Genomic DNA, 25747 nt, shown 5'->3' with positions numbered 1-25747 from the left:
AATTATTACTTTTTATAAGCATTGGTAATCTCCACTACGTAAACATCGTGGAATCCACCCTTGGCACCATACCACTGCAGAAGATCCTTATCGAGAAACTTCTCGGCAGTCATACTGTCCTTATAAAGTTTGCGACATTCCAGTGTGAGTCGTGACTGCTCGAAGCCGATGCAACCATTATCGGTCTCTACAGGAGTCAATCCTGTTTCCTTTACCTTATCGAAATCACGTCCGCTCTTGGATCCGCAGAAGTTATATATCTTTCGAGCCTCCTCGCTATTGCCGAGGAAAGAGAGGGTCATGAATTCATTCTCCTCAATGATGCCGTGGGTGTAGCGTTCCGGACGGATAAATACCACAGCCACCGGCTTGTTCCAGAGCCATCCCAGGCAACCCCAAGAGGCAGTCATCATATTGAACTTATCCTTGTTGCCGGCGCAAACCAGCATCCACTCCTTACCAATAGTCTCGAAGACATTATCATTCAGTTCTTTTACGTTGATTTTCTCCATTTTATCTTTTCCTTTCTCTGTATATTTTAATTAATGAAATAATGCAGCATTCAACAAAAGCCATGCCAATTCATCGCCTAACACCGCATATCACCTGCAAAGATACAAGAATAATCTGAAAAAGCGAATGATTCTATCAGAAAATATCGAAATCGCAGAAAATATTAGTAGAGTATCAAGATATCTTTTTCCCACAAAAACAAGAAAATGGGCGATTTTTTACCCATATCTACGTTTTTTTATGAGATATGGGTAAAAAATCGCCCATTTTTACAATTATTCACTAAACAGGTCATCTGCCACAACCTCGCTCTGCACCCTATTCCAATAGGCATTATGAGCTACCCCATATGTGGTAACCATCGTAAGATGAATCGCCTTGCGATGAGAAACGGAAGCACCAAAGCGGGAGAGCTTGTGTCGAAGAACTACATCGTAATCCTTATCTATCACAAACTCATTCTGTGAGAACTTCATCTCGCAGATATTGACCGTATTATCGGCCCGCTCTATCAGCATATCAATCTGCGCTCCAGCACCATAAACCGGGTCATCTTTCACCTGCCAGGAATACGTATTGGTAACAACGCCCGAGATGCCAAGCGCCTGCTTGATTTGAGGAATATGCTGGAAACATACCCGCTCGAAAGCCAAACCACACCACGAATACCGGAGGGGCGAAGTATAATTGTGAGACCAGAACGAAGGATCATCAGTTTTGTTCTCCTGCATGAACTTCAGGAAAAACAAAGAGAAATTGTCCATCAAGCGATAGATGGCATTATATTTCCTGGCACCATAGGCATTGGTACGGACGATAAAGCCACAATGCTCCAAATCTTCCAAGATTCTGGAAAGATTGCCATTATCTGTAATTCCCAAACCAGACACGATTTCCTCTCTACGCATTCCGCCTAACTTCTTCCCCAAAATACTCACTACATCTATATATTTATCAGAATTACGGAAGAGAGAATCATACAACTCCCTGAACTCATAATGCAAAAGGCCCTGAGGTGCAAAGAAAAGAGCATCTATATTCTGTGCCAAACTCCTGCCCTTCTGCATCAAAGACCAATAATAGGGAACACCACCCATCACCATATAGGCTTCCAGCAAATCATATCGAGAATAAGCCAAGCCCATAGCCTCGCTATATTCCTCACACTCGTGAAGGGTGAAAGGCTCCAGGAATATCTGATAGTTCACACGATTATGAAGTCCGCCATGATTCCTGAAAATCTTATTGATAATCCAGGATGTGGCAGAACCGCAAATAATGAGCAGGATGTCGTCTCGCATGGAAGCCCATCCATTCCAGAAGAACTCCAAAGCCGTGACAAACTTAGACCTAGGCGTATCCATCCAAGGCATTTCGTCGATGAAAACAACTTTCTTCTTCGCTGATGACTGGCGAATAAGCTCCTTCAACATATCAAAAGCCTCCAGCCAATGCTTGGGGGTAGAAGGCGCAACATATCCTGCGTTCTCTAAAGAAGAACGCCAACCATATAGTTGCTCTTGCAAAGACCCATTAGCAAGACCGGAATGAGAAAAAGTAAACTTATCCTTGAACGTCTGTTTGATGAGATAAGTCTTTCCCACACGTCTTCTTCCATACAACGCAACGAATCTTGAGTCATCGGAATTATAAGCTTCCAGCAACTCAGCCTGCTGTTTCTTTCTGCCTATCAACATATTATAATCCTCCCTAATTTAATGATTCTACATTTTAAACTAGGGGCAAAGATAATAAAAACAATCGGTATAATTGGCGGAAAATACATTTTTTAACCCACATTCCGCCAAGTATACGCTTATAATTGGCGGAAAACGCCTTTTTCAACCCTTTTTTCGCCAAGTATAGCAAGCCGACCTCTCTTGATTTAAATTAAAATCTTTACATGCAGGATAAAAATAAATCACATTTTGCTTTGTCATTTCGAGGAAAGACCGTACCTTTGCACCCCGAATGCCGAAAGCCGGGAAGGCGGAAGGCTTCGATTTATTATTCATTTATAAACATTTTATTTAATGTACAAAACAATTTTCAACAAGCGCAACAGCTTGAAGTTCAACCGATTCTCTAACAAGAATTACTCACTCTTCGCAGTTTTGGGAAGAGAGGTACTTGTTGGTGCACTCAGCGTTGCTACCCTGAGCCATGCCAAGGCAGCAGGCGTAAGCACAGAGGGAGCCAAGGTTGATTCTACCCTCTACAAGGGCGGAAAGGCTTACGAGCTAGATGCGGTGAGCGTTACCGGATCTCGTGCGCCGATGACTGTAGAGCAGTCACCTAAGATTGTGTCTGTCATTACCCGCGATGATATTCATCGTGCGGCAGCGCAGACTATCAACGATGTATTGAAATTAGCTACCGGCGTGGATGTCCGTCAGCGTGGTGGCTTTGGTGTTCAGACGGATATCTCCATCAATGGTGGAACCTTCGACCAGATTACCATTCTCTTGAATGGCGTCAACATTTCCAATCCTCAGACTGGTCACAATGCTTCTGATTTTCCTGTAGCTCTTGCCGACATCGACCACATCGAAGTGCTCGAGGGGGCAGCATCGCGCATATTCGGAACTTCAGCCTTCAATGGTGCCATCAACATCGTGACCAAGAAGGCAAAGAATGATGGAGTATCTGCAAGTGTAGAAGGCGGAAGCTTTGGAAGTTTCGGAGCACAGGGACGTGTGCAGACGGCTTATGCCAAAGGCAAGTGGACACACGCCTACTCTGCCAGCGGAGGCTACAAGCGTTCGGACGGAGGCACGGAGAACAGCGACTTCGAAAAAGGACAAGGTTTCGGACAGGTTAACCTGAGCTACGACCAGCGTTTCGACATCAATGCCCAGGTGGGTATCTCTACCCAGAGCTACGGTGCCAACACTTTCTACAGCGCCAAATACAACAACCAATATGAGAAGACAGACCACGGTATGGCTTCTCTCAACCTGAGTCTGCACAACCAGGAGAAGACTTGGGAGATTGCGCCTCAATTCTATTATAACAATTTCAAGGATCACTATCAGCTGATTCGCGGTATGGCTGGAGCCAAGGCGGGCGAGAACTATCACGACCTCGATGTTTATGGTGGTGGTCTGAATGCCAACGTGGCTTGGGCTTTGGGTAAGACCGCAGTGGGTTTCGACATCAGCAAGGAGTGCATCTACTCTACAGCATTGGGCGAGGAACTCGCAGAGAAAGACTATAAGGACATCTCGGGTTCAGACCGTCAATATACCCGAAAGGGTGAGCGCACCAACACCAACATCATGCTGGAGCACAACTTCATCTTCGGCGGCTTCACCTTGTCGGCAGGTGTCTTGGCAAACAAGAACACAGGTTTGGACAACGACTTCCGCTTCTATCCGGGTGTAGATATGAGTTATCGTCCTAACGACAACTGGAAGTTCTACGCATCCTGGAACAAGGCGCTGAGAATGCTACCTACACCGACTTATATATAAGTAATGTGGTGCAGCAGGGCGACATCAACCTGAACCCGGAGAAGAACTCCACCTTCAAGGTAGGAACCCAGTATCGCCAGACCGGTTTTGCCGCAACCATTAGCGGATTCTATGCACACGGCACCAACATGATTGACTGGGTTCAGACTTCAGTAACCGAGCAGAACGACAGCAAGTATCATGTAATGAATATCGGAAAGCTCAACAACATGGGCTACAACGTGGATGCAACTATCTACATGAGAGAATTGGTGCCAAACAGTTTCATCACCCGCATCAAGTTGGGTTATGCTTACATTTATCAGGATCATAAGACCGAGACCAACATTCTGAAATCACTCTATGCATTGGAGTATCTGAAGCACAAGGCAGTATTCGGTCTGGATCATCAGATCTGGAACAAGCTTTCAGCATCGTGGAGCGTAAGATGGCAGCAGAGAATGAATGGCTATCATCCATACACCAAGGTGGATTGCAAGCTGATGTGGGATGAGAAGAAATACAATATCTTCGTGAAAACCGACAACATCACTTGCCACCGCTACTACGACCTCACTGCTGTTAAGCAGCCTGGTTTGTGGATTATGGCAGGAGCCAGCGTAAATCTCGGCTGGTAATATAAAACAAAAAAGTCTTCAAGCCATTTTGGCTTGAAGACTTTTTCCGTTTATTCCGGTTTCTGATATTTTCCATTCACTTTTATCGGTTCGAGATGGATTCCCACATGGGTATCTGCGCCGAAGTGCTGCTTCAGTTTTGTTTCGATATGAGTAGCATGTTCATGCGCCTCATAAAGCGAGAGAGAACCCGGCATGCGGACGTGCATCTCTATCGCAATCTTGTTTCCGATGCGACGGGTACGCAGGTTATGAATCTCTCCTACTCCCTGCTCTTCGTTCGCAATCTTCAGGATTTCATCTTCCTCCGTTTCAGGAAGACTGGCATCCGTCAGTTCCTTTACAGATTGCATCACCAGTCCCCAGGCAGCCTTGATGACGAAGGCACTTACCACGATGGCAGCCAGCGGATCGAGCACCGCCCACTTTTCTCCCAGGATAATGGCTCCACCGATTCCGAACATCGTTCCGATGCTCGATAAGGCATCGCTGCGATGATGCCATGCATTCGCCACTACTGCCTCGGAATGATATTTCTTGCCGGCTTTTACCGTAAACTGATAAGCCCACTCCTTCATCACGATACTTACGATGGCAGCTATCAAGGCTACAACGCCCGGCTGCTGGAGTATCTCACCACAGATGGCACGATAAGTCTTGGTTACGCCCGAATAGCAGATCATCACACCCACCACAAAAAGCGAAATTCCGATGATGACCGTAGCTAGCGTCTCGTATTTGCCATGACCATAATCATGGTCCTTATCCTTCGGCTTATTGCCCAGTTTTACGAATACCAATACCACCACATCTGTGGCGAAATCGGTAAGCGAGTGGATGGCATCCGCTATCATTGCTGCAGAATGTCCGAGGATACCTGCCGCAAACTTCAATACGAGCAGCACCACATTGATGATGCTTCCCGCTATCGTCACCTTATATACTTCCTTTACTCTATCCGCATCTGCGGAATGATTCTTTTTCGTTTCTGCGGGCATCTCTTGCTCGTTATTTATTCTCTCATTCTTGTCCATACTATAAAATATAACAGAAGTCCTTTGCTTCCTTAATAATGTTTTTGTATAACCAAATTCCTGTCTTTCATGAATTGAGCGGCAAAAGTACATCTTTTTTCTGAAATCGGATAAAAAGAGAGATTAAAAAAGTATAACGAATAGGGAATAATGTGATAGCGAAGAGATAAAAGCATGGAATTTTGTGATAAAACACCTTAAAACAATAGGAATTTTGTGATTTTCAGTCCGAATTACTTTGGAATTTTGTGATAAAGTTGTATCTTTGCACTCGAATAAGAACTATAAATATATTGATTATGAAGCTTTTGCGCAGAAAGATTGATAATTATCTCAAGGAATGGAAAAGCGATAAGGAGAGAATGCCCCTCATCGTGAAGGGAGCACGACAAGTGGGAAAGACCGCTTCCATCCTACAATTCGCCTATGACAACTATCAAAATGTGGTTGCCATCAACTTCGTATTGCAACAAAAATACAAGGCAATCTTCGAAGAAGGTTACGAGGTGGATAGTATCATCCGGAACCTCACCCTCATCAATCCTTCTCTCAAGATAGAAGCAGGTAACACACTCATCTTCTTCGATGAGATGCAGGATTGTCCTGCCTGCGCCACCAGTCTGAAAGCCTTCAAGATAGATGGCAGGTACGATGTTATCTGCTCCGGTTCGCTCATGGGCATCAATTATCGCGAGATAGAATCGAACAGCGTAGGATATAAGGAAGACTACACGATGCACTCAATGGATTTCGAGGAATTCCTATGGGCAAAGGGCTATGATTTTGCTTTATAGAACGCCTTTACGAAAAGATGGTCTCCAGCACACCACTTTCTAATATAGAAATGAATGTGTTGGAGAGGCTATTCCGTGAATACATGACCATCGGAGGGATGCCTGCCGTAGTCAATATGTTCGTGAGCAACGGAAACTTCAGCGGCACGCTCAAGATGCAGCGCCAGCTTCTTCTTGACTATGAGGAAGATATTACGAAATATGCACAAGGGCTCGACAAAGGAAAAATCAAGAACGTGTACGATCATATTTCTGTCTTCCTGGGACAAGACAACAAGAAATTTCAGATAAGCAAGATTGCCCATGGAGCAAGAAACAGAGAATACATAGGCACCATCGAATGGCTTCGTGATGCAGGTATCATCAACGTTTGCTATTGTCTCGCTCAAGTATCCTTACCTCTGAAAGGCAACTACGACCCGAAATCATACAAACTCTATTATAAGGATACGGGCTTGCTGGTTGCTTCGCTAGATGAGGAATCGCAAGAAGACATCAGAGTGAACAAGAACTATGGTACCTACAAGGGCGCCATCCACGAAAACATCGTTGGCGATATGCTGGTAAAGCAAGGCTATAATCTTTACTTCTATCGCAACGAGAAATCTACCTTAGAAATGGATTTCTTCATTCGTGACGCCCAGTCGCTCATCCCCGTTGAAGTAAAAGCCACGGATAATGCCACCAGGTCGCTCGCCAAGCTGACAGCACAAGACGGTAAATATCCCGACATCAAATACGGCATCAAACTCTGCAATAAGAATATCGGGTTCAATGGTAAGTTTTACACCTTCCCCTACTTCCTCACCTTCCTGCTCAAACGATTTGTGAGAAGAGAAAGATAGAAATGCAGAAAAATCATCCCTCTCTGAGGGATTTTTCTGCATTTAACCGCGCTATGCGAAATTTTTATTGTACTTTTGCACCCGATTATCAGGTATTATATTTTTCAAAGACAAGAACATTATCACAATAAAAGCGGTTGATAAAACCGCAAGATGAAACAATATGGTTTTAAATTACATTTGGATAGCATTTTTCGTGATTGCGTTCATCTTCGCACTCATCGGATTGGCAATGGGAGATACGACTATCTTCCAGAAAATTGTAGATTCCACCTTCGACTCATCCAAGAATGCCTTCGAGATTTCTCTTGGACTGACGGGCGTGCTCGCCCTCTGGCTTGGCATTATGAAGATTGGAGAGAAGGCGGGAGTAGTAAATGTATTGGCAAGAGCGCTCAGCCCGGTCTTCACCCGTCTCTTCCCAGATATTCCGAAGAACCATCCGGTGATGGGAAGCATCTTTATGAATATCGCTTCGAACATGCTGGGACTCGATAATGCAGCGACACCAACAGGATTGAAGGCGATGCAGCAGATGCAGGAACTCAACACGAAGAAGGATACGGCGACGAATCCGATGATCATGTTCCTGGTTCTGAACACTTCAGGACTCACCATCATCCCTACCACCATCCTCGCCTTCCGTGCCTCCTATGGAGCAGCCCAGCCTACGGATGTCTTCATCCCTATCCTGATAGCTACGCTCGTGGCTACGCTTGCCGGCATCATCATCACTTCGCTCTGGCAGCGCATCAACATCCTACAGCCGGTATTGCTCGCTACCCTACTGGGAATGTGCGCCTTCGTAGGCATCATCATCTGGGGATTCGGACAGATGGACAAGGATACAATGAACACGGTTACCACCTTGGCTTCTAATATGATTCTTCTGGGCATCATCCTCTGCTTCATCCTGGCTGGTTTCTGGAAGAAGGTGAATGTATATGATGCATTTATCGAGGGAGCGAAGGAAGGCTTTACCACAGCGGTGAAGATTATTCCTTATCTCGTGGCTATCCTTGTGGGCATCGGTGTGTTCCGTGCTTCGGGAGCGATGGATATGGTGATTCAAGGCATTTCGTGGTCGGTAGAACAATGCGGCTTGAATGCTGATTTCGTAGGTGCCCTGCCTACCGCCATCATGAAACCGCTGTCGGGAAGTGGTGCACGAGGCATGATGCTGGAGGCGATGAAGAACTATGGTCCTGATTCGTTTGTGGGCAGATTGAGCTGCATCTTCCAGGGTTCCACCGACACCACCTTCTATATATTGGCTGTATATTTCGGAAGCGTAAGCATCAGGAATACCCGCCACGCCGTAGCTTGCGGCTTGCTCGCCGATTTGGCAGGAGTCATCGCAGCAATCACTATAGCATATTTATTCTTCGGATAATAAAAAACAAATTAATATGGCAAACCTCAAAAGTTTAGCAAAGGATACCGCCATCTATGGTTTGAGCAGTATCATCGGCAGATTCCTCAACTATCTGCTTGTGCCACTCTACACGGCTTCCATCAGTGCAGCCAGTGGTGGTTATGGTGTCATCACCAACATGTATGCCTATACGGCTTTGATTCTCGTCATCCTGACTTACGGTATGGAGACCACCTTCTTCCGCTTTGTCAACAAGGAGGGAGAAGATGCTCACAAAGTATATACCACAGTCTTGAGCATGGTGGGCTGCACCTCCTTGCTCTTCGTGGCCTTGGTATTCATCTTCTTGCATCCATTGAGCAGTGCCATGGGATATGCCGACCATCCGGCATACGTCTGGACCATGTTTGTCACCGTGGCTATCGATGCCTTCCAGTGCATACCATTTGCCTATCTGAGATACCAGAAGCGCCCATTGAAGTTTGCAGCCTTGAAGATGCTCTTCATCATCGGCAATATGGCGATGAACATCGCTTACTTCGGCTTCATGGGTGGAAGTGATGTGGAATATGCTTTTTACATCAACATCATCTGCACCTCTACCATGACTATCTTCTTCTATAAGGAATTGAAGGAAGGTTTTTCTGGTCCTTACGCCTCTTGGGCTGAGACCAAGGTGCTCATCAAGAAGATGCTGGGCTACAGTTGGCCTATCCTCGTGCTTGGTATTGCCGGTATTCTGAACCAGACAGCCGATAAGATTCTCTTCCCTTACATCTATGAGAAGGGCGATGCTCATGCGCAGCTCGGAATCTACGGAGCAGCCAGCAAGATTGCGATGATCATGGCGATGATTACCCAGGCTTTCCGCTATGCTTATGAGCCGTTCGTTTTCGGCAAGGCGAAGGATAAGGACAACCGACAGACTTATGCTTCGGCGATGAAATATTTCGTCATCTTCACCCTGCTTGCCTTCCTCGTAGTGGTAGGCTATCTGGATGTATTGCGCCACATCATCGGTCGCGACTACTGGGATGGATTGAAGGTCGTACCTATCGTAATGGCTGCCGAAATCATGATGGGAGTATATTTCAACCTCAGTTTCTGGTACAAGCTCATCGACAAGACCATCTGGGGTGCTTACTTCTCAGGCATCGGTTGTGCGGTATTGATTGCCATCAACGTTATCTTCGTACCTATCTATGGTTACATCGCCTGTGCCTGGGCTGGTTTCGCAGGATATGGAACAGCCATGATTCTCTCCTACTTCGTGGGGCAGAAGAAGTATCCAATCAACTATCCGGTGAAAGAGATTATGATTTATGTGGTTCTCTCCCTCATCCTCTTCGCAGGAATGACCGAGACAAACAAATACTTCTCTACCGCCATCGCCTGCCTCATCAACACGGTACTCATCCTCATCTTCGCCGCTTATCTCGTGAAGAAGGATTTCCCTTTGAAGAGTCTGCCAGTAATTGGAAAGTACTTTAGGAAATAGAGCATCTTATGATGTTATGAGAACAGAATAAGAAGTTATAAGAGCTGAAATGATGAGAAATCAACTCCTAAACAGATTAAGTGTAAATGATATTTATTCTCTTTGCCTTCAGACGCAAGGCAAAGAGAATAATTGTTTAAAGGAAGAGCTTTACCAGCTCACCTTTGATGAGAACGACCGCGTATCGTTCAATGCGCTTTGGGCTTTAAGCCATTTCGATGAAGCCAACAATCCGTGGCTCTTTCAGAAGCATGATGACTTGATAGATAGGGTTCTCGTAGAGAAGAATGAGACCAAGCGCCGCCTGATGCTCCAACTCCTTCTCCGTCAGCCTTTCGAAGAAGAATCACTCCGTTCCGATTTCATCGATTTCTGCATTGCCAAGATTACAGCATGTTCCCAACCCTACGCCATCCGCTGCTACTGCATGAAGCTCGCCTATGAGCAGATGAAGTACTATCCCGAACTCCTTGAAGAGTTAAGAATAGCATTGGATATGCTGGAACAGGAGGTTCTATCCCCGGGAATGTTATCGGCAAAAAGGCAAATTATGAAGAAAATCAAGCGAAGCCTTGGAAGTTTCGGGAAATAGTCGTAACTTTGCAAACGTAATATTCTAACAATATAATACATTAATGGATGGAGATACAACTGAACGATTATCACAAGAAAGTCAATGCCCAAAAGATGGCTTCAATGGCTTATTGGCGAGAGCATCCGCTTTCGCTGGAGGAGTGCTTAGCTCAATTCAAGCGCTTGCGGGAACAACGGCTTGCAAGGGAGTCCAAATTGCAAGGCTAAAAGACTGGGCTAAGGAGAATGATTGCTGGATTGAAGATCCGGAATCATTAGGTGTGTTCTCTGACCGAGGTTCAGAGAACGAGGTTTATATGGCCTATGATGGAATACACGTTTATAAACTTAACGACTTCCGTTATTCAGACGACAACCTTACTCCTTTCTTTGAACGCATTCCTACCCATAACCAATACTTTCCTGATTGCGCCTACAATTTCATCGGTTTCTCACAGAATCGAGATGGAAAAGTTTGTGCTGTTCTTCGCCAACAACTTGTTGTAAATGCGAGGGAAGCTACTCCCGAAGAAATCAAGGCTGAGTTTGAGCGTATCGGTTTTCACGCAGAAGACAATGGAGAATATTTCACCAATGGTATTCACGACATCTTCGATGCCGTGCCTAATAATGTTTTGGTTGGAGATGACGGCAACTACTATTTCATAGACACCATCATCTTCAAATCGGATACAGATGGATTAGATACTTACAAGAAATACTCTCCGAACTATTCAAAAAAAGAGTGAAGCTTATGCCTCACTCATTGTCTCTTCTACGTAAGTAAAACTTTGCTCAACTAGTTGCAGAGCAAGTTATTCGGGAATTAATGCAGTTGTTGGAATTATCATATTAAAAGCTTCACCCTCTATATGAACAACAGCATCTCCCCGTATAATTTTAATAAATCTTGCCCGACGTCCAGCAGGTATCATTTTTGCCCTACCATCAAGTAACATCTGGGTAACGCCCATATCATTCTGATCCACAGAATATTGTATTAAAAGCGCATTGCTTTCCTTATCATAAGTAGCTATTGTGTTCTGTTGTATGACATATTCTTTGTTGGGAATTAATTCTTCCATACAACCTATTGCATCAAGACTCGGTTTACTTGAAAACTTTATCAACAGTCCCAAGACAATACATAGTAAAACTATCACATAAAACTTTTTATTGTTACTTTTGCTTTTACCTTTTGTTGAGTTTTCGTTATCAACTATAGGCTTTATTAATTCTCCTTTTTCTCTATCATTTAACACAAAATCATCCGACGCAGGAGTCTTAACCAGATTTGCTTCCACCAATATAGCTAGTGCTGGAGATTGCACACCACCAACATAAGGCTTGAGAGTCGTTGTATTGATAATAGGTAAATCTATATAGGCATTATATAGTTTTGCCAATTTAATTTGAAAAGAGGTTCCGATTCCTCTTTTGCCGCATATCAAATTATCAATGATATGAATATCATAATATTTCTGACCAGTCACACTTGTCGCACTAGTAACCTTAGATAATGTGCAGACAAATTCGTTATAAGATAAATACATTATTACCAACTATTTTGCCAACTGTTTCCCAGAAGTATAGCGGTTAATAAATAGGAAAAGCGTGGGAACTATTGCTTATTACTTCATTGAGGCTCTGGACTGCCCACTCCCTAGTAATGAAGCAATAGCCCACGCCTATACGATATATTACGCCCTTCAGAAAAGGGTACAATAATCCTAAGCGTGAGCAGTATTGCCATTATCTCAGGGAATGAAATTGTCCAGATTTCAATGAGAGATAATATCAAAACGCTCTATATAAAATTGAGTCTTCATCACGGCAAGTCTTTTCATGCCGCTCCAACTCGAATGCAAAGGTAGTGATTATTTCTGAAAGTCGTATCATTTTAAATAAGTTTTTTCTAAGAAAATTAATGTTTAGGCACACAAGTAAGCTATAAATGGGCTATTCATTAATATTTTACCCTAAATCATTGGTATTTTCAGAAAATAGTCGTAACGTTTGCAAACGTAATATTCTAACAATATAATACATAAATGGATGGAGATACAACTGAACGATTATCACAAGAAAGTCAATGCCCAGAAGATGGCTTCCATGGCTTATTGGCGAGAGAATCCGCTTTCGCTGGAGGAGTGCTTAGAGGAAAAGCATACAAAAGGATGTAAATTGTTCCGTCTTTGCAATCCGCCGGAATAGTAAGCCACTTTCAAAAATACTCTTCACTCTTCACCGGAAGGGCATAAATATCTGTAACTTAGAAACTTGCACGGGTGAAGAGCTTACGCCACTCTTCACCACTCTTCACCCGGAGCCGCTTACCCTGAAAATCTGTGTAAATCTGTGAAATCTGTGGGACATAAAAAAGTGGTTTCAGCCCCCAACCGAACAGGGCGAGCATCCGATTCAATTCCGTGCGCAATCCGAAGGTGAAGAGTGGTGAAGAGTGGTACGTAACTCTTCACCTCTCGCAACCCCAGTGTTTATCGGGGTTTCAGCCGATTTGGTGAAGAGTGAAGAGTAAAAAGAAGAGTGGTGCTTTTATAAAAAAAGCTCCCGACGTATCGTTTTGTGCCTGGCAATGGCAGATTATTGCCTGGTAAGGGGCAATGTTGTGCCATAGTGAGGCAATAAGCGCTACAAGCCGCTTTACGCCTCGTCAGTACTATCATGGCGACCTCTCAGTAACGTCTTTGCGCCTTGTAAGTACTATCGCTGTTGCTTGTAAGTACTATCATCGTGCCTTGTAAGTGCTATCATTGTTGCATCGGTTTTACGTAAAAAGTCTTCGGAGTAACCTTTACTTGTTGCCGGAAGAATTAATGTTATAAGCCGGAGAAGCCTATATCTTCAGCCGCACAACAGCTGTTGTGCGCTTGCATAACAGCTGATATGCGCTCGTCCAACACCTGTTGTGCAAGCGGATATCAGCTGATGGGCGATGAGTTGTTGGATATAAGTTCTGTGTATGTGTATGAACGAGCCGTAAACGGCTTGGATACTTACAAGAAGTATTCGCCAAATTACTCGAAAACTTAATGAAGAAAAGTATAATTCTTTAATATTTTGCCCTAAATCATTGGTAATTTCGGGAAATAGTTGTAACTTTGCAAAGTCAAATACCAAGCATTACATCTATGAATAAAGATATTATCAACGAGTTCGCATCCTTCGACGAGTATCTTCGACAAGGAGAACCTTCGCAGAAGGAAAGTGCCGAGAACTGGAAGACAGCTATCGGATTGCAGGCTGTAGATGGGCTGCACCCATCGGCGTATCTCATAGATGTGGCTAAGCGAAACATCGAAGGGGAAATCTCTCTGGATGAAACAAGAAAACTGATTGATTTCTACTATCAGAGCAAGACGGTTCGCACACCTAAAGATGAAGACGAGGAAGAGGCAGATAAGGTTTCAGCCAACATCGCGAAGATTCTCGCCAGCAAGACCTTTGCCTTCAATACCAATGGATATGTTTCCCTGCATCGAAGAATATTCGAGGGGGTATTCAAGCACGCAGGCGAAATCCGCCAATACGATATTTCCAAGAAGGAATGGGTGCTCGAAGGAGATTCCGTAAACTACCTGAATTGGGAAGACTTGCGAAGAGCCTTGGACTGGGATATTGAGCAGGAGAAGAACTTCTCATATAAAGGTCTGACGGATGATGAGAAGATTGAGCATATTGCCAAATTCATTTCAGGCATCTGGCAAATCCACGCTTTCAGAGAGGGCAACACCCGAACCACGGCGATTTTCACCATCCAATATCTTCGCTCTTTAGGCTATAAGGTGAATAATGAGATGTTTGCCAAGCACTCTTGGTATTTCCGCAATGCCCTGGTTCGTGCCAACTATCGAAACATTCAGAAAGGCATAGATTACTCTCCTATCTACCTGGTTCGTTTCTTCAGAAACTTACTCCTAAAAGATAGCTGGGTGCTCAAAAACAGATACTTGCATATCCGACCGACCGATGATTGGAAAGAGCAGCCAAGAATAGGTACCCCACAAGTACTCCGCAAGCTATCCTCAAGTACCCCACAAGTACCCCACAAGTTCAGTCAACATGTGGAGACTCTTATTCTATCCTTTAACGATGAATATATGACATCTGCGGAAATTATGGGTGCAATCGGACTAAAGGACAGAAAAAGTTTTAGTGAACTATATTTAAACGCTGCCCTCTCAGAAAAAGCTATTGAAAGGAAATATCCAAACACCCCAAGACATCCACGCCAGCAATATCGAATGACAGAACAGGCAAAGATTTGGAAAGAATGGAACGAGAAAAAGAATAAATAACATCATAATAAAAATAGAAAACAAAACAAGTAATGAAGAAAAAAGCAACGGTCCTTATCGCCTCTATCATGGCGTTCTGCGGAATCAACACCGCACACGCTGACGAGGGAATGTGGACGATTTACAACTTACCTAACGCTGTGTATGAGATGATGCAGCGCGAAGGTTTCAGTATGACTTACGACCAGCTCTACAACGGCGAGAACGCCTTGAAGAATGCTGTGGTTAATTTCTCTGGCTACTGCTCAGGCGTAGTCGTTTCTCCAGACGGTTTGGTATTTACCAACCACCATTGCGGTTTCGAGGCTATCAGAAGCCACTCTACCGTGGAGCACGACTATATGCTCAACGGTTTCTTTGCTAAATCTTACGCTGAGGAATTGCCTAACGAGAATATGTTCGTCAGCTTTATGGTTGAACAGAAGGATGTAACCGATAAGGTGATGAGCCTCGGATACGACAAACTCGACAACAAGAAGCGCGATGAACTCATCGATTCTCTGGAGAACGAGATGACTAAGGAGGTGAAGAAGAACGATTCTACCCTCCATATCACCGTTCAGCCTTTCTACGAGGGCAACAAGTGGTACGCTACTACCTATCGCGACTTCACCGACCTGCGTCTGGTTTTCACCGTACCAAAGTCTATGGGTAAGTTTGGTGGCGATACCGACAACTGGATGTGGCCTCGCCAGACCTGCGACTTCTCAGTATTCCGCATCTATGCCGACCCTAAGACCAATGGTCCTGCTGCCTACAGCAAGGATAATGTGCCTTATCATCCAAAGCGTTGGGCACAGGTTTCTCTCCAGGGTTACAAGGATGGCGACTATGCGATGACCATGGGTTACCCAGGCAGCACAGAGCGCTATCTTTCAAGCTACGGAATCCAGACCATGCGCGATGCAGAGAATGCTCCTCGTGCCCAGGTTCGTGGCGTAAAGCAGGAGGTGATGCAGAAGCACATGCGTGCCGACGAGGCTGTACGCATCAAATACGACAGCAAGTACGCCAGCTCTTCCAACTACTGGAAAAATGCCATCGGTATGAACAAGTGTATCGACTCTATCGGCATCGTGAATCTGAAGCGTGAGTACGAAACCCGTCTCCGTGCTTGGCAGGATACAGCCAAGGCAGCCAACGACCTTGCCCACAAGGTAGATTTCGACAAGCTCGCCAAACTTTATAAGGAGAGCGCAGACGTGAAGTATGCCTGGACCAACTTCGCTGAGTCTTTCACCAGAAGAAGCAACATCGAGTTCTCTACCCGTGCCATCAAGCTCCAGACCAACATGGAGGTGAAGGGTCCTGAGAAGAACAAGAAGAAGCAGTATCATGAGTTTGAAGATAACTCTGCAGAATGGGATATGGCGCTCGACAAAGAGGTGCTCGCTACCCTCTTGAAGAACTACAAGGAGCACGTAGATGCAAAATGGTTGCCTAAGTTCTACAAGACCATCGACGCTGAGTTTGGCGGCAACTACGCCAAGTATGTGGATTATCTCTGGGAGAAGTCGCTCATTATGAAGAAGGGCGCCAAGCTCTACTTCAACAAGAAGGGATATGAGAAGGATCCAGGCGTAAGCTTCGGTATGGATCTGAACGATGTATTTGCAGATTTCGCTGCTCAAATGGGCAGCATCAACGATAGCATCGCCGAGCAGGAGAAGTATCTCTGTGCTGCCAAGCTCCGTATGGAGGAAGACATGCCTCACTACAGCGACGCCAACTTCACCATGCGATTGAGCTACGGTCAGGTAGGCGGTTTCGACCTCGGTGGCAAGCCATCTGGCTACTATACCACAGCCGAGAGCATCGTAGAGAAGATGAAGAAGGGCGATAAGGTTATCGATTACTACGCTGAGCCTATCATGCACGAGCTCCTCTCAGAGAAGGATTTCGGCAAGTATCAGGACAAGACGACTGGCAAGATGCAGCTCTGCTTCCTCACCAACAACGATATTACCGGCGGTAATTCTGGTAGCCCTATGTTCAACGGCAAGGGCGAGTTGATTGGTCTTGCCTTCGATGGCAACTGGGACAGCCTCAGCTCTGATATCAACTTCGACAAGCGCCTAGCTCGCTGCATTGGTGTAGATATTCGCTATGTGCTCTACCTGATGGATAAGTGGGGACACGCAGACCGCCTCTTGAAGGAGATCAATGCGAAGTAAATCCTATCTCTGAATCAACAGAGATGATATAAAGGTTTTTCCTGGAATAAAAGTTTATCCTGGAATAAAGATTAATCTCAGGACAAAGATTAATCTCAGGATAATATAAAAAGAGCGGAAAATCAGCTGTTAACTGTTAACCTGTTAACTCCTGGCTTTCCGCTCTTACTTTATTCTGCTGTTTCGCTATTGCTTATCTTATAGATTCGCAACTTGCAGAATCGCAACTTGCAGAATCCCTATTTAATATTGCGAGATATTATTCAATTCCTTCATCGTAATCTTTCTAGGCTCTTCTGCGAGTTTCTTCTTCAATTCATCCACCGTTATTTCTGCAGATGGATTGAAATCGGCAGAGCGCATGTAATCAATTACACTCTGATAGAAAGCCTTGCCTTCCGGATATTTGGCTGCCTTCTCCAAATCGCTCATGCAGACGAGGAGCTTTCCGGCTCCCACCTTCCATTCCATCACCAAGCCAAGTTTATGGTTCCGCTCAATATTATCTATCACCTGAACTATAGGGCGATAATCCTTGGCGAAGTTGTCAAGCACCAGCGGATGCGATTCCTTGATAACCGGGAACCATTGCCAGTTGGTGTGCATCTCCGTAGGGAATCCCTTGAATATCGGATGTTCCGGATTCGTCAGAATGCCCAGAGTTCCTGGAGAAACCTTCTTCTTGTTGTTCTCGCAGATGGTCTTGAACATGCGATAGTTCCAGTAATCGGTCTGGAAGAGTCCGCCAACAGTATAAGGAGTAGCGTTATCTGACTGCAAAACCGAATTATCTGACTGCAAAGCCTTATCATCGGCAGCCACAAAATGGCTGGAAGCCGTAGGCATCCAAAGCACCTTTCCACCCTTTTCCAAGACTTTCACTACTTCCTGGTTCAAATCTCTGGCAATGATGACGCCCTTCTTTTCCAAAGCCTTCTTCGGATAAACCCAAAGTTCGTAGGAGTTTCTCGCCTCAGTTCCTTCAATGTTTAATGTAAGAAGCAGCTTGGTAGGTTTCTGCACGTGGAAAACACCATTCAGTTCACCCACATCCACCAAACCTTCATCGTATGAAAAGATGTTCAATACTCCCTCATCCTCAGCCAGACGCCATTTCAGTTTCTTGCCCTTCAGCGAAGAACCGCCATAGTTGGCAACCTTAACCTTAGCCTGAATCTTCTCTCCGTCCTCGAAGCAGAATTTCTCCACTTCCAGCAGAGGAACTACAGGCGAACACCACTGGCGCCATTCCTCGGGCGTAGTAATTCCCTTGCTCTCCATAAAAGCATCGAGAATGCCTACGAAAGCACTTCCCTGACCGGGATAATCCTGAATATCGAGCAGTTGGAAGCCCGCCATATTCCGGGTTCTCAAATCCATCTCTATATCGGCTTTATAGAGTTTCACGCTCCATAAGCCGAAGCCTTGTGGAAATCATCTGCCTGCGAGAGCATTCCGGCTGCAGCCAGCCTGCGACGGAACACTTCAAAGTTATAAGGATGAAGCACTCCGGTGTATTTCTTCATCTCCCGATAATCAGGATAGGTCTGAAACTGTCCTGTTTCGTGAGAGATGATTGGGATTCCTGCCTTATCGCAAGCCTCATCAAAGTTCATCGTAGAATTAGGATGGAAATGATTGATCATTCCTCCATCGTAAGCGTCGGCAAACGAGAAGGAACCACGGGTATGGGTATTGTATTTGCCCCATCCCTCACCTCCGATTCGACAAGTGGTGAAGTAATCCATTCCTTCTTTTATTCCCTGATAACCGAGATAGTAATTGCTTCCGAAGGTATAGTATTTATCGGGCGCAATCTTGCGGAAATCATCCACAAACTCCTTCATCTTGTCGATGTCGCCCCAGAGTTCATTACCCAGCGCCATCATTCTGAAAGAAGGATGATGACCGTATTCTCTGAGGATGTTCTCGCCTTCCTGATGCAGGAACGCCATCAGCCTTTCATCCTTCTTGTCGAAAGAACCCCAGAAAGGAAGTTCCGGCTGGAGATAGATTCCCAGACTGTCCGCTGCCACGAAAGCCGCCTCCGGTGGGCACCAGGAATGAAAGCGCACATGATTGATTCCATACTCCTTGCAGATTCCGAGATATTTCATCCAGCCTTCCACGCTCATCTCCACATGTCCCGTCAGCGGCCATACAGCCGCATCGTGCTTGCCACGAAGAAATATCCTATGACCATTGGCATAAAAGTGAGCACCCTCAATATGGAAATCCCTTGCGAAATCAGGCATCTGAAGGGCGGAAGGAGAAGCTACAGAACGGCTAGGGATTGTTCCTGTTAGAGTTTCTGCAGATTTGCTCTCTACTGAACTGACAAGTTGGAGTTCTATCCTTCCGATAATTCCATTCCAGTTGGTCTGCGTATCTTCCGTATAAGCATGGCTAGAGCCGTAAACTTGATCAGGCACACCTCTTCCATTATCCACCACGATTTCCAGGAGATGCTTGCCCGGCTTCACCTTCTTTGGTAGAAGATAGCGCTGAGGAGTAGAGACGAAGTTACAGGAATCCACCAGTTCTCCATCCACATACACCCATGTCGGTCGGGTACGCTCCAGGAAGAGTTCCACCGGTTTCTTCTTCCAATCCTTCGGGATATTGATGGTTCTGGAATATCTTGCAGCTCCTTTATAGGCATAGAGTCTCGTAAGATGCGTAGTCTCCATCGTATCTTTCGGAGCGAATCCCAGACGGTTCGTATCGATGGTACCGGGAAGGATGGCTCGCTTCACCTCACCCTGCGAGGCACGCTTATTCTTGGCAAAAGCACTACCGCTCTTTCCCAACTCTACATTCCATTCACCAGCGAGCGAAATGCTCTGTGCTTGCAAGCCCAGACTTACCAGTCCCAGACAAGCGATAAGAATAGTTTTCTTCATTAACTTATTACAGAATATCTTTTAGGGTTAAAATTGCGTATAAAGATACAATAAATTTGATGTTTACGGCTGCAAATATACAAAAATTGCGGTAAAAACACCGCAATTTACCAAAGAAATTGCTGTATTTTTACCGCAAAATATGATTTATGAAAAAAGCCACTATGCTTTACTTCTTCTTAGGTCTGCGACGAGCCCAACCTTCTTCCTCGAAGTTTGGCTCCTCACCCTTGAACTTCACGTTGTCGTTGTTCTGGAAGAACTGGCGCCAATCGCCTGTATCCTCCTGAGGGCGAGACTTTCTGCCGCCACGAGATTCGCCACGGCTTCCACGTCCTCCCTTTCCACGAGAGTCTCTTGCATCATCAGAAGAACCTCTGCGACCACGACCTTCCGAGCTACGACCTCCTCTTTCTGAAGAACGGGCGCCTCTGCCCTCAGAACTGCGACCGCCACGGGCTGCTCTGCCATGACCTTCCTCATCAGCATCGTTACATCTTACGGTTCTGCCCTTGTACTCAGTACCGTTCAATGCCTTCATCACGCGCTTAGCATCCTCCTCAGGCACCTCGATATAGGCAAACTTACTCAGCAGGTCGATGTGACCCACCTCCTGGCGACCCTTCACGTGCTTGTTCAGATACTGCATGATTTCGCCCGGATAGAAACCATCAGCCTTACCCAGGTTGATGAACAGGCGCTTGAAACCAGCCTCTGTCTCATGCTTTCTGCGACCATTGGAAACCTTGCCACGGCCTTCACCACGGCTTCCACGACCTTCGCCGCCACGGGAACCCTTGCCTGTTTCCGGCTTGATAATCTCAGGAGCATTCTTATAGTAATCGAGGAACTTACCGAAGGTGATGGTTACCATCTTCTTGATGATGTCCTCCTTGTCGATGTACTCAAACTGGCGGTTGATTTCAGCCATGTATGGTTCAATCTGATCCTCATCCACATCGGTCTTCATGATGTCGTCCATGGTCTTGAAGAGCTGCTTCTTGCAGATTTCCTCTGGGGTTGGCAAAACGCCATCCACGAAGTCCTTGCCAATCTGCTTCTCTATCTGGCGAACCTTGAACTTCTCTCTGGTATGGATGATAGAGATGGATGTTCCCTTCTTTCCGGCACGACCCGTACGACCACTTCGGTGGGTGTAACTTGCCACATCATCAGGCAAACCATAGTTGATAACGTGAGTCAGATCATCTACGTCCAAACCACGGGCAGCCACATCGGTAGCCACCAGGAACTGAACGGTATGGTTGCGGAACTTCTGCATGGTGAGGTCACGCTGCTGCTGACTCAAGTCGCCGTGCAGCGCCTCTGCATTATAACCATCCTTGATGAGCTTATCCGCAATATCCTGAGTCTCCAGCTTGGTGCGGCAGAAGATAATCGCAAAGATGCGTGGATAGAAATCCACCACGCGCTTCAGGGCGAGATACTTATCCTTGGCATTTACCAGATAGTAGATGTGGTTTACATGCTCAGCACCCTCATTGCGCGAACCCACCACGATTTCCTTGTGGTCGTGCAGATAGTTGAGGGCAATCTTCTCGATGTCCTTGCTCATGGTAGCCGAGAAGAGCAGAGTGTTTCTATCTTCCGGAACGTTCTCGAAGATGGCATTGATGCTCTCAGAGAAGCCCATGTTCAGCATCTCGTCAGCCTCATCAAGTACCACGTTGTTCACGTTCTCCAACTGAGCCACGCCACGATTAATCAAATCGAGCAGACGGCCAGGGGTAGCCACGATAATCTGCACACCATGCTTCAGGGTGCGAATCTGGCTTCCGATGTCGGTACCGCCATAAACAGCGGCAATATGCAAACCGTCGATGTACTTGGCAAAACTGTTCAAATCGTCTGCTATCTGGAGACAGAGCTCACGTGTAGGACTGAGGATGATAGCCTGTGTCTGCTTGCTGCTAGCATCAGTCTTCTGGATTACCGGAATACCGTAAGATGCAGTCTTACCCGTACCGGTCTGCGCCAACGCAATCACGTCGTTCTTATTACCAAGCAAATATGGGATTACTTCTTCCTGAACTGGCATTGGATTCTCAAATCCAAGCTCTTCGATGGCACGGCGAATCTCCTCGCTCACGCCCAATTCTTCAAATGTCTTCAAATCTTTTTAACCTTAATTCATTATAATCAAAATGGAAGGCCGAATTCACCCTCCCAGCCATGAATTAGGGTGCAAAATCCTTCCGAAACGCTTGCGGCAATCGTACGCATTTATTAAGATTGCCTAAATTCGGGTGCAAAGATACGAAAAAACTGCGAATTTCTTGCATTTTTTGCGCAGAATTCATTATCTTTGCATTATCTTTACAGATAATTCGGACAATATTGCTCCGAACTGGCTAACAAGAATCATAAACATCAACCGAGAAGAACGAATATCGCGTCACAACGACATCGCTTAACCTCGAATAACAAAGAATCGAAAAAAATGAAAAAGGTAATTTTCACCCAGGATTGGATGGCAATGCATCCATACGAGAAACCAAACGAAGTAGATCAGTACTATACAGAACTGGCTAACGAAATATACCACGCCCTCGACGAGGCGTGCTTCACCCATCAGTTTAAGAATGTGGAGGATGCCAAGCAGCTTGCACTCAGCATTGCGGGCTACTTTGAGGATGTGATTTCCGGCGCAGGAATCTGGAAGACGTTTACTGCGGAATGCAAGAAGCGCTACGGTTCCTACCTTCCTTTCTATGAGAACGAGGACGATTTCGTTCCGAATACCCTGAACGAAGATGTTCCAGCCTACGATCCGGAAGAAATCAACTTCGCCGACATCAAGTTCCTGTGCTGGCACCATTACCAGCAGAGCACCTACATTCAGGAAGCCGTTCCTTTCCTCTTCAGTACGATGACGCTGGCTGCCAAGCTTGCCTATAATCTGCTCGACAAGGAATATGAGACTGCGCCTGAGAATGAGCGTCTGATTACCTATCTGAGCGAAATGCCTGTACTGGAGAATCAGAATGAAGAAGAAGAGAAGCAGCTCGACGAAATCCACCGCCGCGACACGTTGGCTTGGTTCCACTATGGCTGCTACTTCAATGTGGGCAATCGCCAGCGCCTGCAGTTCGCTCTCCAGCAGATGGCAAATTCTCCTCAGGGACTTACAGAGCCTATGGCCTACTCCGTACAGATGGAGATGACCATTGCCAGCAGAAGCAATCTTCTGGCGCTTACTTCCTTAGAGTGGCTTGAGAAGATTACGGCAGAAATGCTACCCACAAGCTTTGGGAGGACAAGGAATTCAAGGAGAAGATTGAGAAGATGGAGGCGAGCGTAGATCGCGAGAAGGCTATCCACGATTACAACCTGCTGAAGGCAAAGGATTATGGCGACAAGTTCATCTTCCTGGAGGATGTGAAGACCCTGAAGGAGTTCCTCAATGAGATAGAATTCGAATTGCCTAAGGATATCCGATTCCCACAGAAATACGAAAAAGGCATCATCGTGAGCGCAAGTCCTTATACGGGTATCAATATCAGTTTCGGCCTCGCCCACTGCATCGCTTCGCCTGAGAATCCTTACTACAACGCTGAGCGCGCTGAGGATGACAGCTTCGGAATCATCAGCGGCAATGGCCGCCCATTCCCATACGAGATTGTGTGCAAGCTGATAGAGAATAATATGTTGCCTGACGCCAATATCTTCACCAGCCGATACATCAGGGAGGCAGGCTTGAAGATTACCCAGGCAAACCTTCAGTTCCTTGCCGATTACTATCTGATGGGCAGAAAAGACAAGGATCTGTCGCCAGCAGAATTGTGGTAAAATCATACAGAATATTCAAAAGTTTAGAGAAGAAAGAGCGGAAAAACAACTGTTAACTGTTAACTCTGTTAACCCCCAGTTGTTCTTCCGCTCTTTTTTATTTTTAGTAATTTCTCAGTTAGTTATTCCAAAATCACTAATTTAAAATTTGCTTGCACTTGATTAACCAAGCCACATAATCGGGAGTAAATGGAATGAAGATACAAGCAAAACACTTCTGCCTTACATATCCTGCATAGACAAGCCTATCAGCTGCACTTCGTTATACTTTCCGAAATTACTACGAATCGATTCAAATTTCTCCTGTAAGAGTTTAGGATTATATCGGTCGGCATTACGCTTCACTTCTGCCACCAATGCCGTCTTGTCAATATCGTTGAGTGCGATAAGGTCTATCTCGTTCATTCCTTTCCTATCCCAATAATTTCCGACCAAGGTAACACGCTCTTCCTCAGCAATCTTTTGGCGAAAATATTGTTCCAGTACTAGCCCCGTATAGTCATTGTAATCTCGCTCCACGATTTCCAAGAGCAAGTCGTTGCGCTCCGTTTCTATCAAAGTTTGATTAGGCAAGACGAAACGGAACCAGAAGCGCAGGAAGCAATCTTCAACACTCCACCTGAGATTTCTACTGCCAGGCTTGCTAAACATCGGTGTCAACTTGCTCACATAGTTATAGTCTTCCTCCAGTCGCTTCAGATAGGTACCCGTATTCTTGCCGATGATATTATCTATCTGGTTCTGAACTGTCATTCCCCCAGCCACCAGCTGCAAGATACTGAGATAATTGGCATAATCCTTGCCAAACTCCGACAACACAATTTCCTTACCCTCTGTGATAAAAGGACTTTCCGAGCTTGTTGCCCAGCGGAGCATACTCTCTTTATCGGTCGCTCCTGCATCCATCAGCAAGGCGATGTATTTAGCTACACCACCAGTCAACATATACAGGCAAAGCAAATCTTCAGAAGTATAGTTGGGGTTATAGTCATGCAAGATTTCCTTGATAATGCTTATCCTAAATGGCTTGAGCCTTATCTCGCAATCCTTCCTGCCATATAGAGGCTCGTCATCGTTATCGAAGATTTTGTGCATCATGCTATAGATGCTGCCACAAGCCACGAGATTGACCATTGTTGATTCGTGGTATCTATCCCAAATGTCCTGAATATGGCTTGGGATGGCTGGATTTACCTTCAAAAAGTTTTGGAACTCATCGAAGACGATGGTAAAATGATGTTCCTTTCCATACTTCATGATTTGCTCGAAGAACTGTGCAAAAGTCTCCATTCTACCATATACATGAAGTCCCAGCACTTCCTCTGCTGCCTTTTGGAATTTCTCCACCAACACACGTTCATTGTCCTTCGACACATATAGATACAGCATCTTCTGCTCTTGCTCAGTCTTGAGCAAGAGAAGCGTCTTTCCGATACGCCTTCTGCCTATCATTACAGTGAAAAGGGAATGCTCAGCCGATTTTTCCCAGTTCCTGCGCAGTATCTCTATCTCCTTTTTCCGATCATAAAACTTCATAATGTAACAGCCGTTAAATTAATGTGCGTTAAATAAACAGTGCAAAGATACAATATTTTGTCGTCAAAATCCCCAAATCTCGAAAAAAAACATACTTTTGGGGAAATAAAAGACAAAAAGTTAAGATATAAGACAGATTAGAAATCAAAAAGGGCACGATTACTCGTGCCCAAAAGAATTCTTTACCTACTGATCTGATAAGAGGGAGTTAGCAGGCTTCACTCCCAATGATGATTGATTTAATAATTCTTTCCTCTTCGAGTGTTCTAGAATATCCAAAGAG

The 25747-nt window shown here is 45.4% G+C and carries 20 protein-coding genes and 1 pseudogene; 13 read left to right on the top strand and 8 right to left on the bottom strand.

What is annotated here, in order from left to right; all coding sequences use genetic code 11:
• Positions 1–5: 5 nt before the first annotated feature.
• Both DW830_RS01680 and DW830_RS01675 read right to left on the bottom strand, forming a co-directional pair.
• The gene (locus tag DW830_RS01680; RefSeq protein ID WP_119248633.1) at positions 6–512 is read right to left on the bottom strand and encodes a flavin reductase family protein; all 507 of its coding nucleotides are present in this window, start codon (positions 510–512) and stop codon (positions 6–8) included.
• 276 nt (positions 513–788) lie between these two features.
• Positions 789–2210: an AAA family ATPase gene (locus DW830_RS01675; RefSeq protein WP_119248632.1), complete on the bottom strand. Its 1422-nt coding sequence runs from the start codon at positions 2208–2210 to the stop codon at positions 789–791.
• A gap of 336 nt (positions 2211–2546) precedes the next feature.
• Between DW830_RS01675 and DW830_RS01670 the strand changes: the two genes are divergently transcribed.
• Both DW830_RS01670 and DW830_RS17045 read left to right on the top strand, forming a co-directional pair.
• The gene (locus DW830_RS01670; RefSeq protein ID WP_317125365.1) at positions 2547–3986 is read left to right on the top strand and encodes a TonB-dependent receptor plug domain-containing protein; all 1440 of its coding nucleotides are present in this window, start codon (positions 2547–2549) and stop codon (positions 3984–3986) included.
• 5 nt (positions 3987–3991) lie between these two features.
• Positions 3992–4603 (top strand): TonB-dependent receptor domain-containing protein, encoded by a 612-nt coding sequence (locus DW830_RS17045; RefSeq protein WP_317125364.1) that lies wholly within the window; start codon positions 3992–3994, stop codon positions 4601–4603.
• A gap of 50 nt (positions 4604–4653) precedes the next feature.
• Here DW830_RS17045 and DW830_RS01665 read toward each other — a convergent pair whose 3' ends face one another.
• Positions 4654–5637 carry a cation diffusion facilitator family transporter gene (locus DW830_RS01665; RefSeq protein WP_410524476.1) on the bottom strand — a complete coding sequence of 328 codons (984 nt, stop codon included), beginning with the start codon at positions 5635–5637 and terminating at the stop codon, positions 4654–4656.
• Between the two features lie 308 nt (positions 5638–5945).
• On the opposite strand from DW830_RS01665, the gene DW830_RS16060 reads away from it, so the two are divergent.
• From DW830_RS16060 to DW830_RS01640, 6 genes are all read left to right on the top strand, one after another.
• On the top strand, positions 5946–6431 hold the full coding sequence (locus tag DW830_RS16060; protein WP_199656031.1) for an AAA family ATPase: 486 nt from the start codon (positions 5946–5948) through the stop codon (positions 6429–6431).
• A gap of 50 nt (positions 6432–6481) precedes the next feature.
• Entirely contained in the window at positions 6482–7276 is a 795-nt protein-coding gene (locus DW830_RS16055; protein ID WP_199656029.1) for a DUF4143 domain-containing protein, read from the top strand.
• 163 nt (positions 7277–7439) lie between these two features.
• Positions 7440–8669: a nucleoside recognition domain-containing protein gene (locus DW830_RS01655; RefSeq protein WP_119248631.1), complete on the top strand. Its 1230-nt coding sequence runs from the start codon at positions 7440–7442 to the stop codon at positions 8667–8669.
• A 16-nt stretch (positions 8670–8685) separates the two neighbouring features.
• Positions 8686–10149 (top strand): oligosaccharide flippase family protein, encoded by a 1464-nt coding sequence (locus tag DW830_RS01650; RefSeq protein WP_119248630.1) that lies wholly within the window; start codon positions 8686–8688, stop codon positions 10147–10149.
• A 49-nt stretch (positions 10150–10198) separates the two neighbouring features.
• The gene (locus DW830_RS01645; protein ID WP_233544332.1) at positions 10199–10741 is read left to right on the top strand and encodes a hypothetical protein; all 543 of its coding nucleotides are present in this window, start codon (positions 10199–10201) and stop codon (positions 10739–10741) included.
• 43 nt (positions 10742–10784) lie between these two features.
• Entirely contained in the window at positions 10785–11471 is a 687-nt protein-coding gene (locus DW830_RS01640; protein WP_119248629.1) for a hypothetical protein, read from the top strand.
• Between the two features lie 66 nt (positions 11472–11537).
• On the opposite strand, the gene DW830_RS16050 is transcribed toward DW830_RS01640, so the two are convergent.
• Entirely contained in the window at positions 11538–12215 is a 678-nt protein-coding gene (locus DW830_RS16050) for a hypothetical protein (protein WP_199656027.1), read from the bottom strand.
• A gap of 562 nt (positions 12216–12777) precedes the next feature.
• On the opposite strand from DW830_RS16050, the gene DW830_RS15705 reads away from it, so the two are divergent.
• From DW830_RS15705 to DW830_RS01620, 4 genes are all read left to right on the top strand, one after another.
• On the top strand, positions 12778–12936 hold the full coding sequence (locus DW830_RS15705) for a hypothetical protein (RefSeq protein ID WP_158573410.1): 159 nt from the start codon (positions 12778–12780) through the stop codon (positions 12934–12936).
• Between the two features lie 410 nt (positions 12937–13346).
• On the top strand, positions 13347–13487 hold the full coding sequence (locus DW830_RS15700) for a hypothetical protein (RefSeq protein ID WP_158573409.1): 141 nt from the start codon (positions 13347–13349) through the stop codon (positions 13485–13487).
• 387 nt (positions 13488–13874) lie between these two features.
• A complete protein-coding gene (locus tag DW830_RS01625) occupies positions 13875–15041 on the top strand; it encodes a Fic family protein (protein WP_119248627.1) in 1167 nt (388 codons plus the stop codon).
• A gap of 32 nt (positions 15042–15073) precedes the next feature.
• Positions 15074–17215, top strand: coding sequence for a S46 family peptidase (locus DW830_RS01620; RefSeq protein ID WP_119248626.1), 2142 nt, complete (start codon positions 15074–15076; stop codon positions 17213–17215).
• A 243-nt stretch (positions 17216–17458) separates the two neighbouring features.
• Here the strand turns inward: DW830_RS01620 and DW830_RS16220 are convergent, their stop codons facing one another.
• The 3 genes from DW830_RS16220 to DW830_RS01610 form a co-directional block, all read right to left on the bottom strand.
• Positions 17459–18622, bottom strand: a complete 1164-nt coding sequence (locus tag DW830_RS16220) for a hypothetical protein (protein ID WP_233544331.1) — start codon at positions 18620–18622, stop codon at positions 17459–17461.
• Positions 18619–20118 (bottom strand): hypothetical protein, encoded by a 1500-nt coding sequence (locus DW830_RS16215; RefSeq protein ID WP_233544330.1) that lies wholly within the window; start codon positions 20116–20118, stop codon positions 18619–18621. The genes DW830_RS16220 and DW830_RS16215 overlap by 4 nt, the downstream gene beginning before the upstream one ends.
• 169 nt (positions 20119–20287) lie before the next feature.
• Positions 20288–22252 carry a DEAD/DEAH box helicase gene (locus tag DW830_RS01610; RefSeq protein ID WP_119248625.1) on the bottom strand — a complete coding sequence of 655 codons (1965 nt, stop codon included), beginning with the start codon at positions 22250–22252 and terminating at the stop codon, positions 20288–20290.
• Between the two features lie 327 nt (positions 22253–22579).
• On the opposite strand from DW830_RS01610, the pseudogene DW830_RS17235 reads away from it, so the two are divergent.
• A pseudogene (locus tag DW830_RS17235) lies at positions 22580–23928 on the top strand (DUF3843 family protein).
• A 222-nt stretch (positions 23929–24150) separates the two neighbouring features.
• Here DW830_RS17235 and DW830_RS01595 read toward each other — a convergent pair.
• On the bottom strand, positions 24151–25464 hold the full coding sequence (locus tag DW830_RS01595; protein WP_119248622.1) for an ATP-binding protein: 1314 nt from the start codon (positions 25462–25464) through the stop codon (positions 24151–24153).
• Positions 25465–25747: the final 283 nt, after the last annotated feature.

The organism is Prevotella sp. AM34-19LB (genome assembly GCF_003468525.1).
Taxonomy (GTDB): Bacteria; Bacteroidota; Bacteroidia; order Bacteroidales; family Bacteroidaceae; genus Prevotella.
This window is presented reverse-complemented; position numbering and strand designations above follow the sequence as displayed.

What these genes read in the sequence shown, in the direction of transcription:
- DW830_RS16215 (WP_233544330.1), bottom strand. Translation starts at nt 20,118, where the DNA reads ATGAAGAAAACTATTCTTATCGCTTGTCTGGGACTGGTAAGTCTGGGC.
- DW830_RS15700 (WP_158573409.1), top strand. Translation starts at nt 13,347, where the DNA reads ATGTTGTGCCATAGTGAGGCAATAAGCGCTACAAGCCGCTTTACGCCT.
- DW830_RS01675 (WP_119248632.1), bottom strand. Translation starts at nt 2,210, where the DNA reads ATGTTGATAGGCAGAAAGAAACAGCAGGCTGAGTTGCTGGAAGCTTAT.
- DW830_RS01670 (WP_317125365.1), top strand. Translation starts at nt 2,547, where the DNA reads ATGTACAAAACAATTTTCAACAAGCGCAACAGCTTGAAGTTCAACCGA.
- DW830_RS01665 (WP_410524476.1), bottom strand. Translation starts at nt 5,637, where the DNA reads ATGGACAAGAATGAGAGAATAAATAACGAGCAAGAGATGCCCGCAGAA.
- DW830_RS01640 (WP_119248629.1), top strand. Translation starts at nt 10,785, where the DNA reads ATGGATGGAGATACAACTGAACGATTATCACAAGAAAGTCAATGCCCA.
- DW830_RS01655 (WP_119248631.1), top strand. Translation starts at nt 7,440, where the DNA reads ATGGTTTTAAATTACATTTGGATAGCATTTTTCGTGATTGCGTTCATC.
- DW830_RS01645 (WP_233544332.1), top strand. Translation starts at nt 10,199, where the DNA reads ATGATGAGAAATCAACTCCTAAACAGATTAAGTGTAAATGATATTTAT.
- DW830_RS01680 (WP_119248633.1), bottom strand. Translation starts at nt 512, where the DNA reads ATGGAGAAAATCAACGTAAAAGAACTGAATGATAATGTCTTCGAGACT.
- DW830_RS15705 (WP_158573410.1), top strand. Translation starts at nt 12,778, where the DNA reads ATGGAGATACAACTGAACGATTATCACAAGAAAGTCAATGCCCAGAAG.
- DW830_RS01595 (WP_119248622.1), bottom strand. Translation starts at nt 25,464, where the DNA reads ATGAAGTTTTATGATCGGAAAAAGGAGATAGAGATACTGCGCAGGAAC.
- DW830_RS01625 (WP_119248627.1), top strand. Translation starts at nt 13,875, where the DNA reads ATGAATAAAGATATTATCAACGAGTTCGCATCCTTCGACGAGTATCTT.
- DW830_RS01650 (WP_119248630.1), top strand. Translation starts at nt 8,686, where the DNA reads ATGGCAAACCTCAAAAGTTTAGCAAAGGATACCGCCATCTATGGTTTG.
- DW830_RS01620 (WP_119248626.1), top strand. Translation starts at nt 15,074, where the DNA reads ATGAAGAAAAAAGCAACGGTCCTTATCGCCTCTATCATGGCGTTCTGC.
- DW830_RS16055 (WP_199656029.1), top strand. Translation starts at nt 6,482, where the DNA reads ATGAATGTGTTGGAGAGGCTATTCCGTGAATACATGACCATCGGAGGG.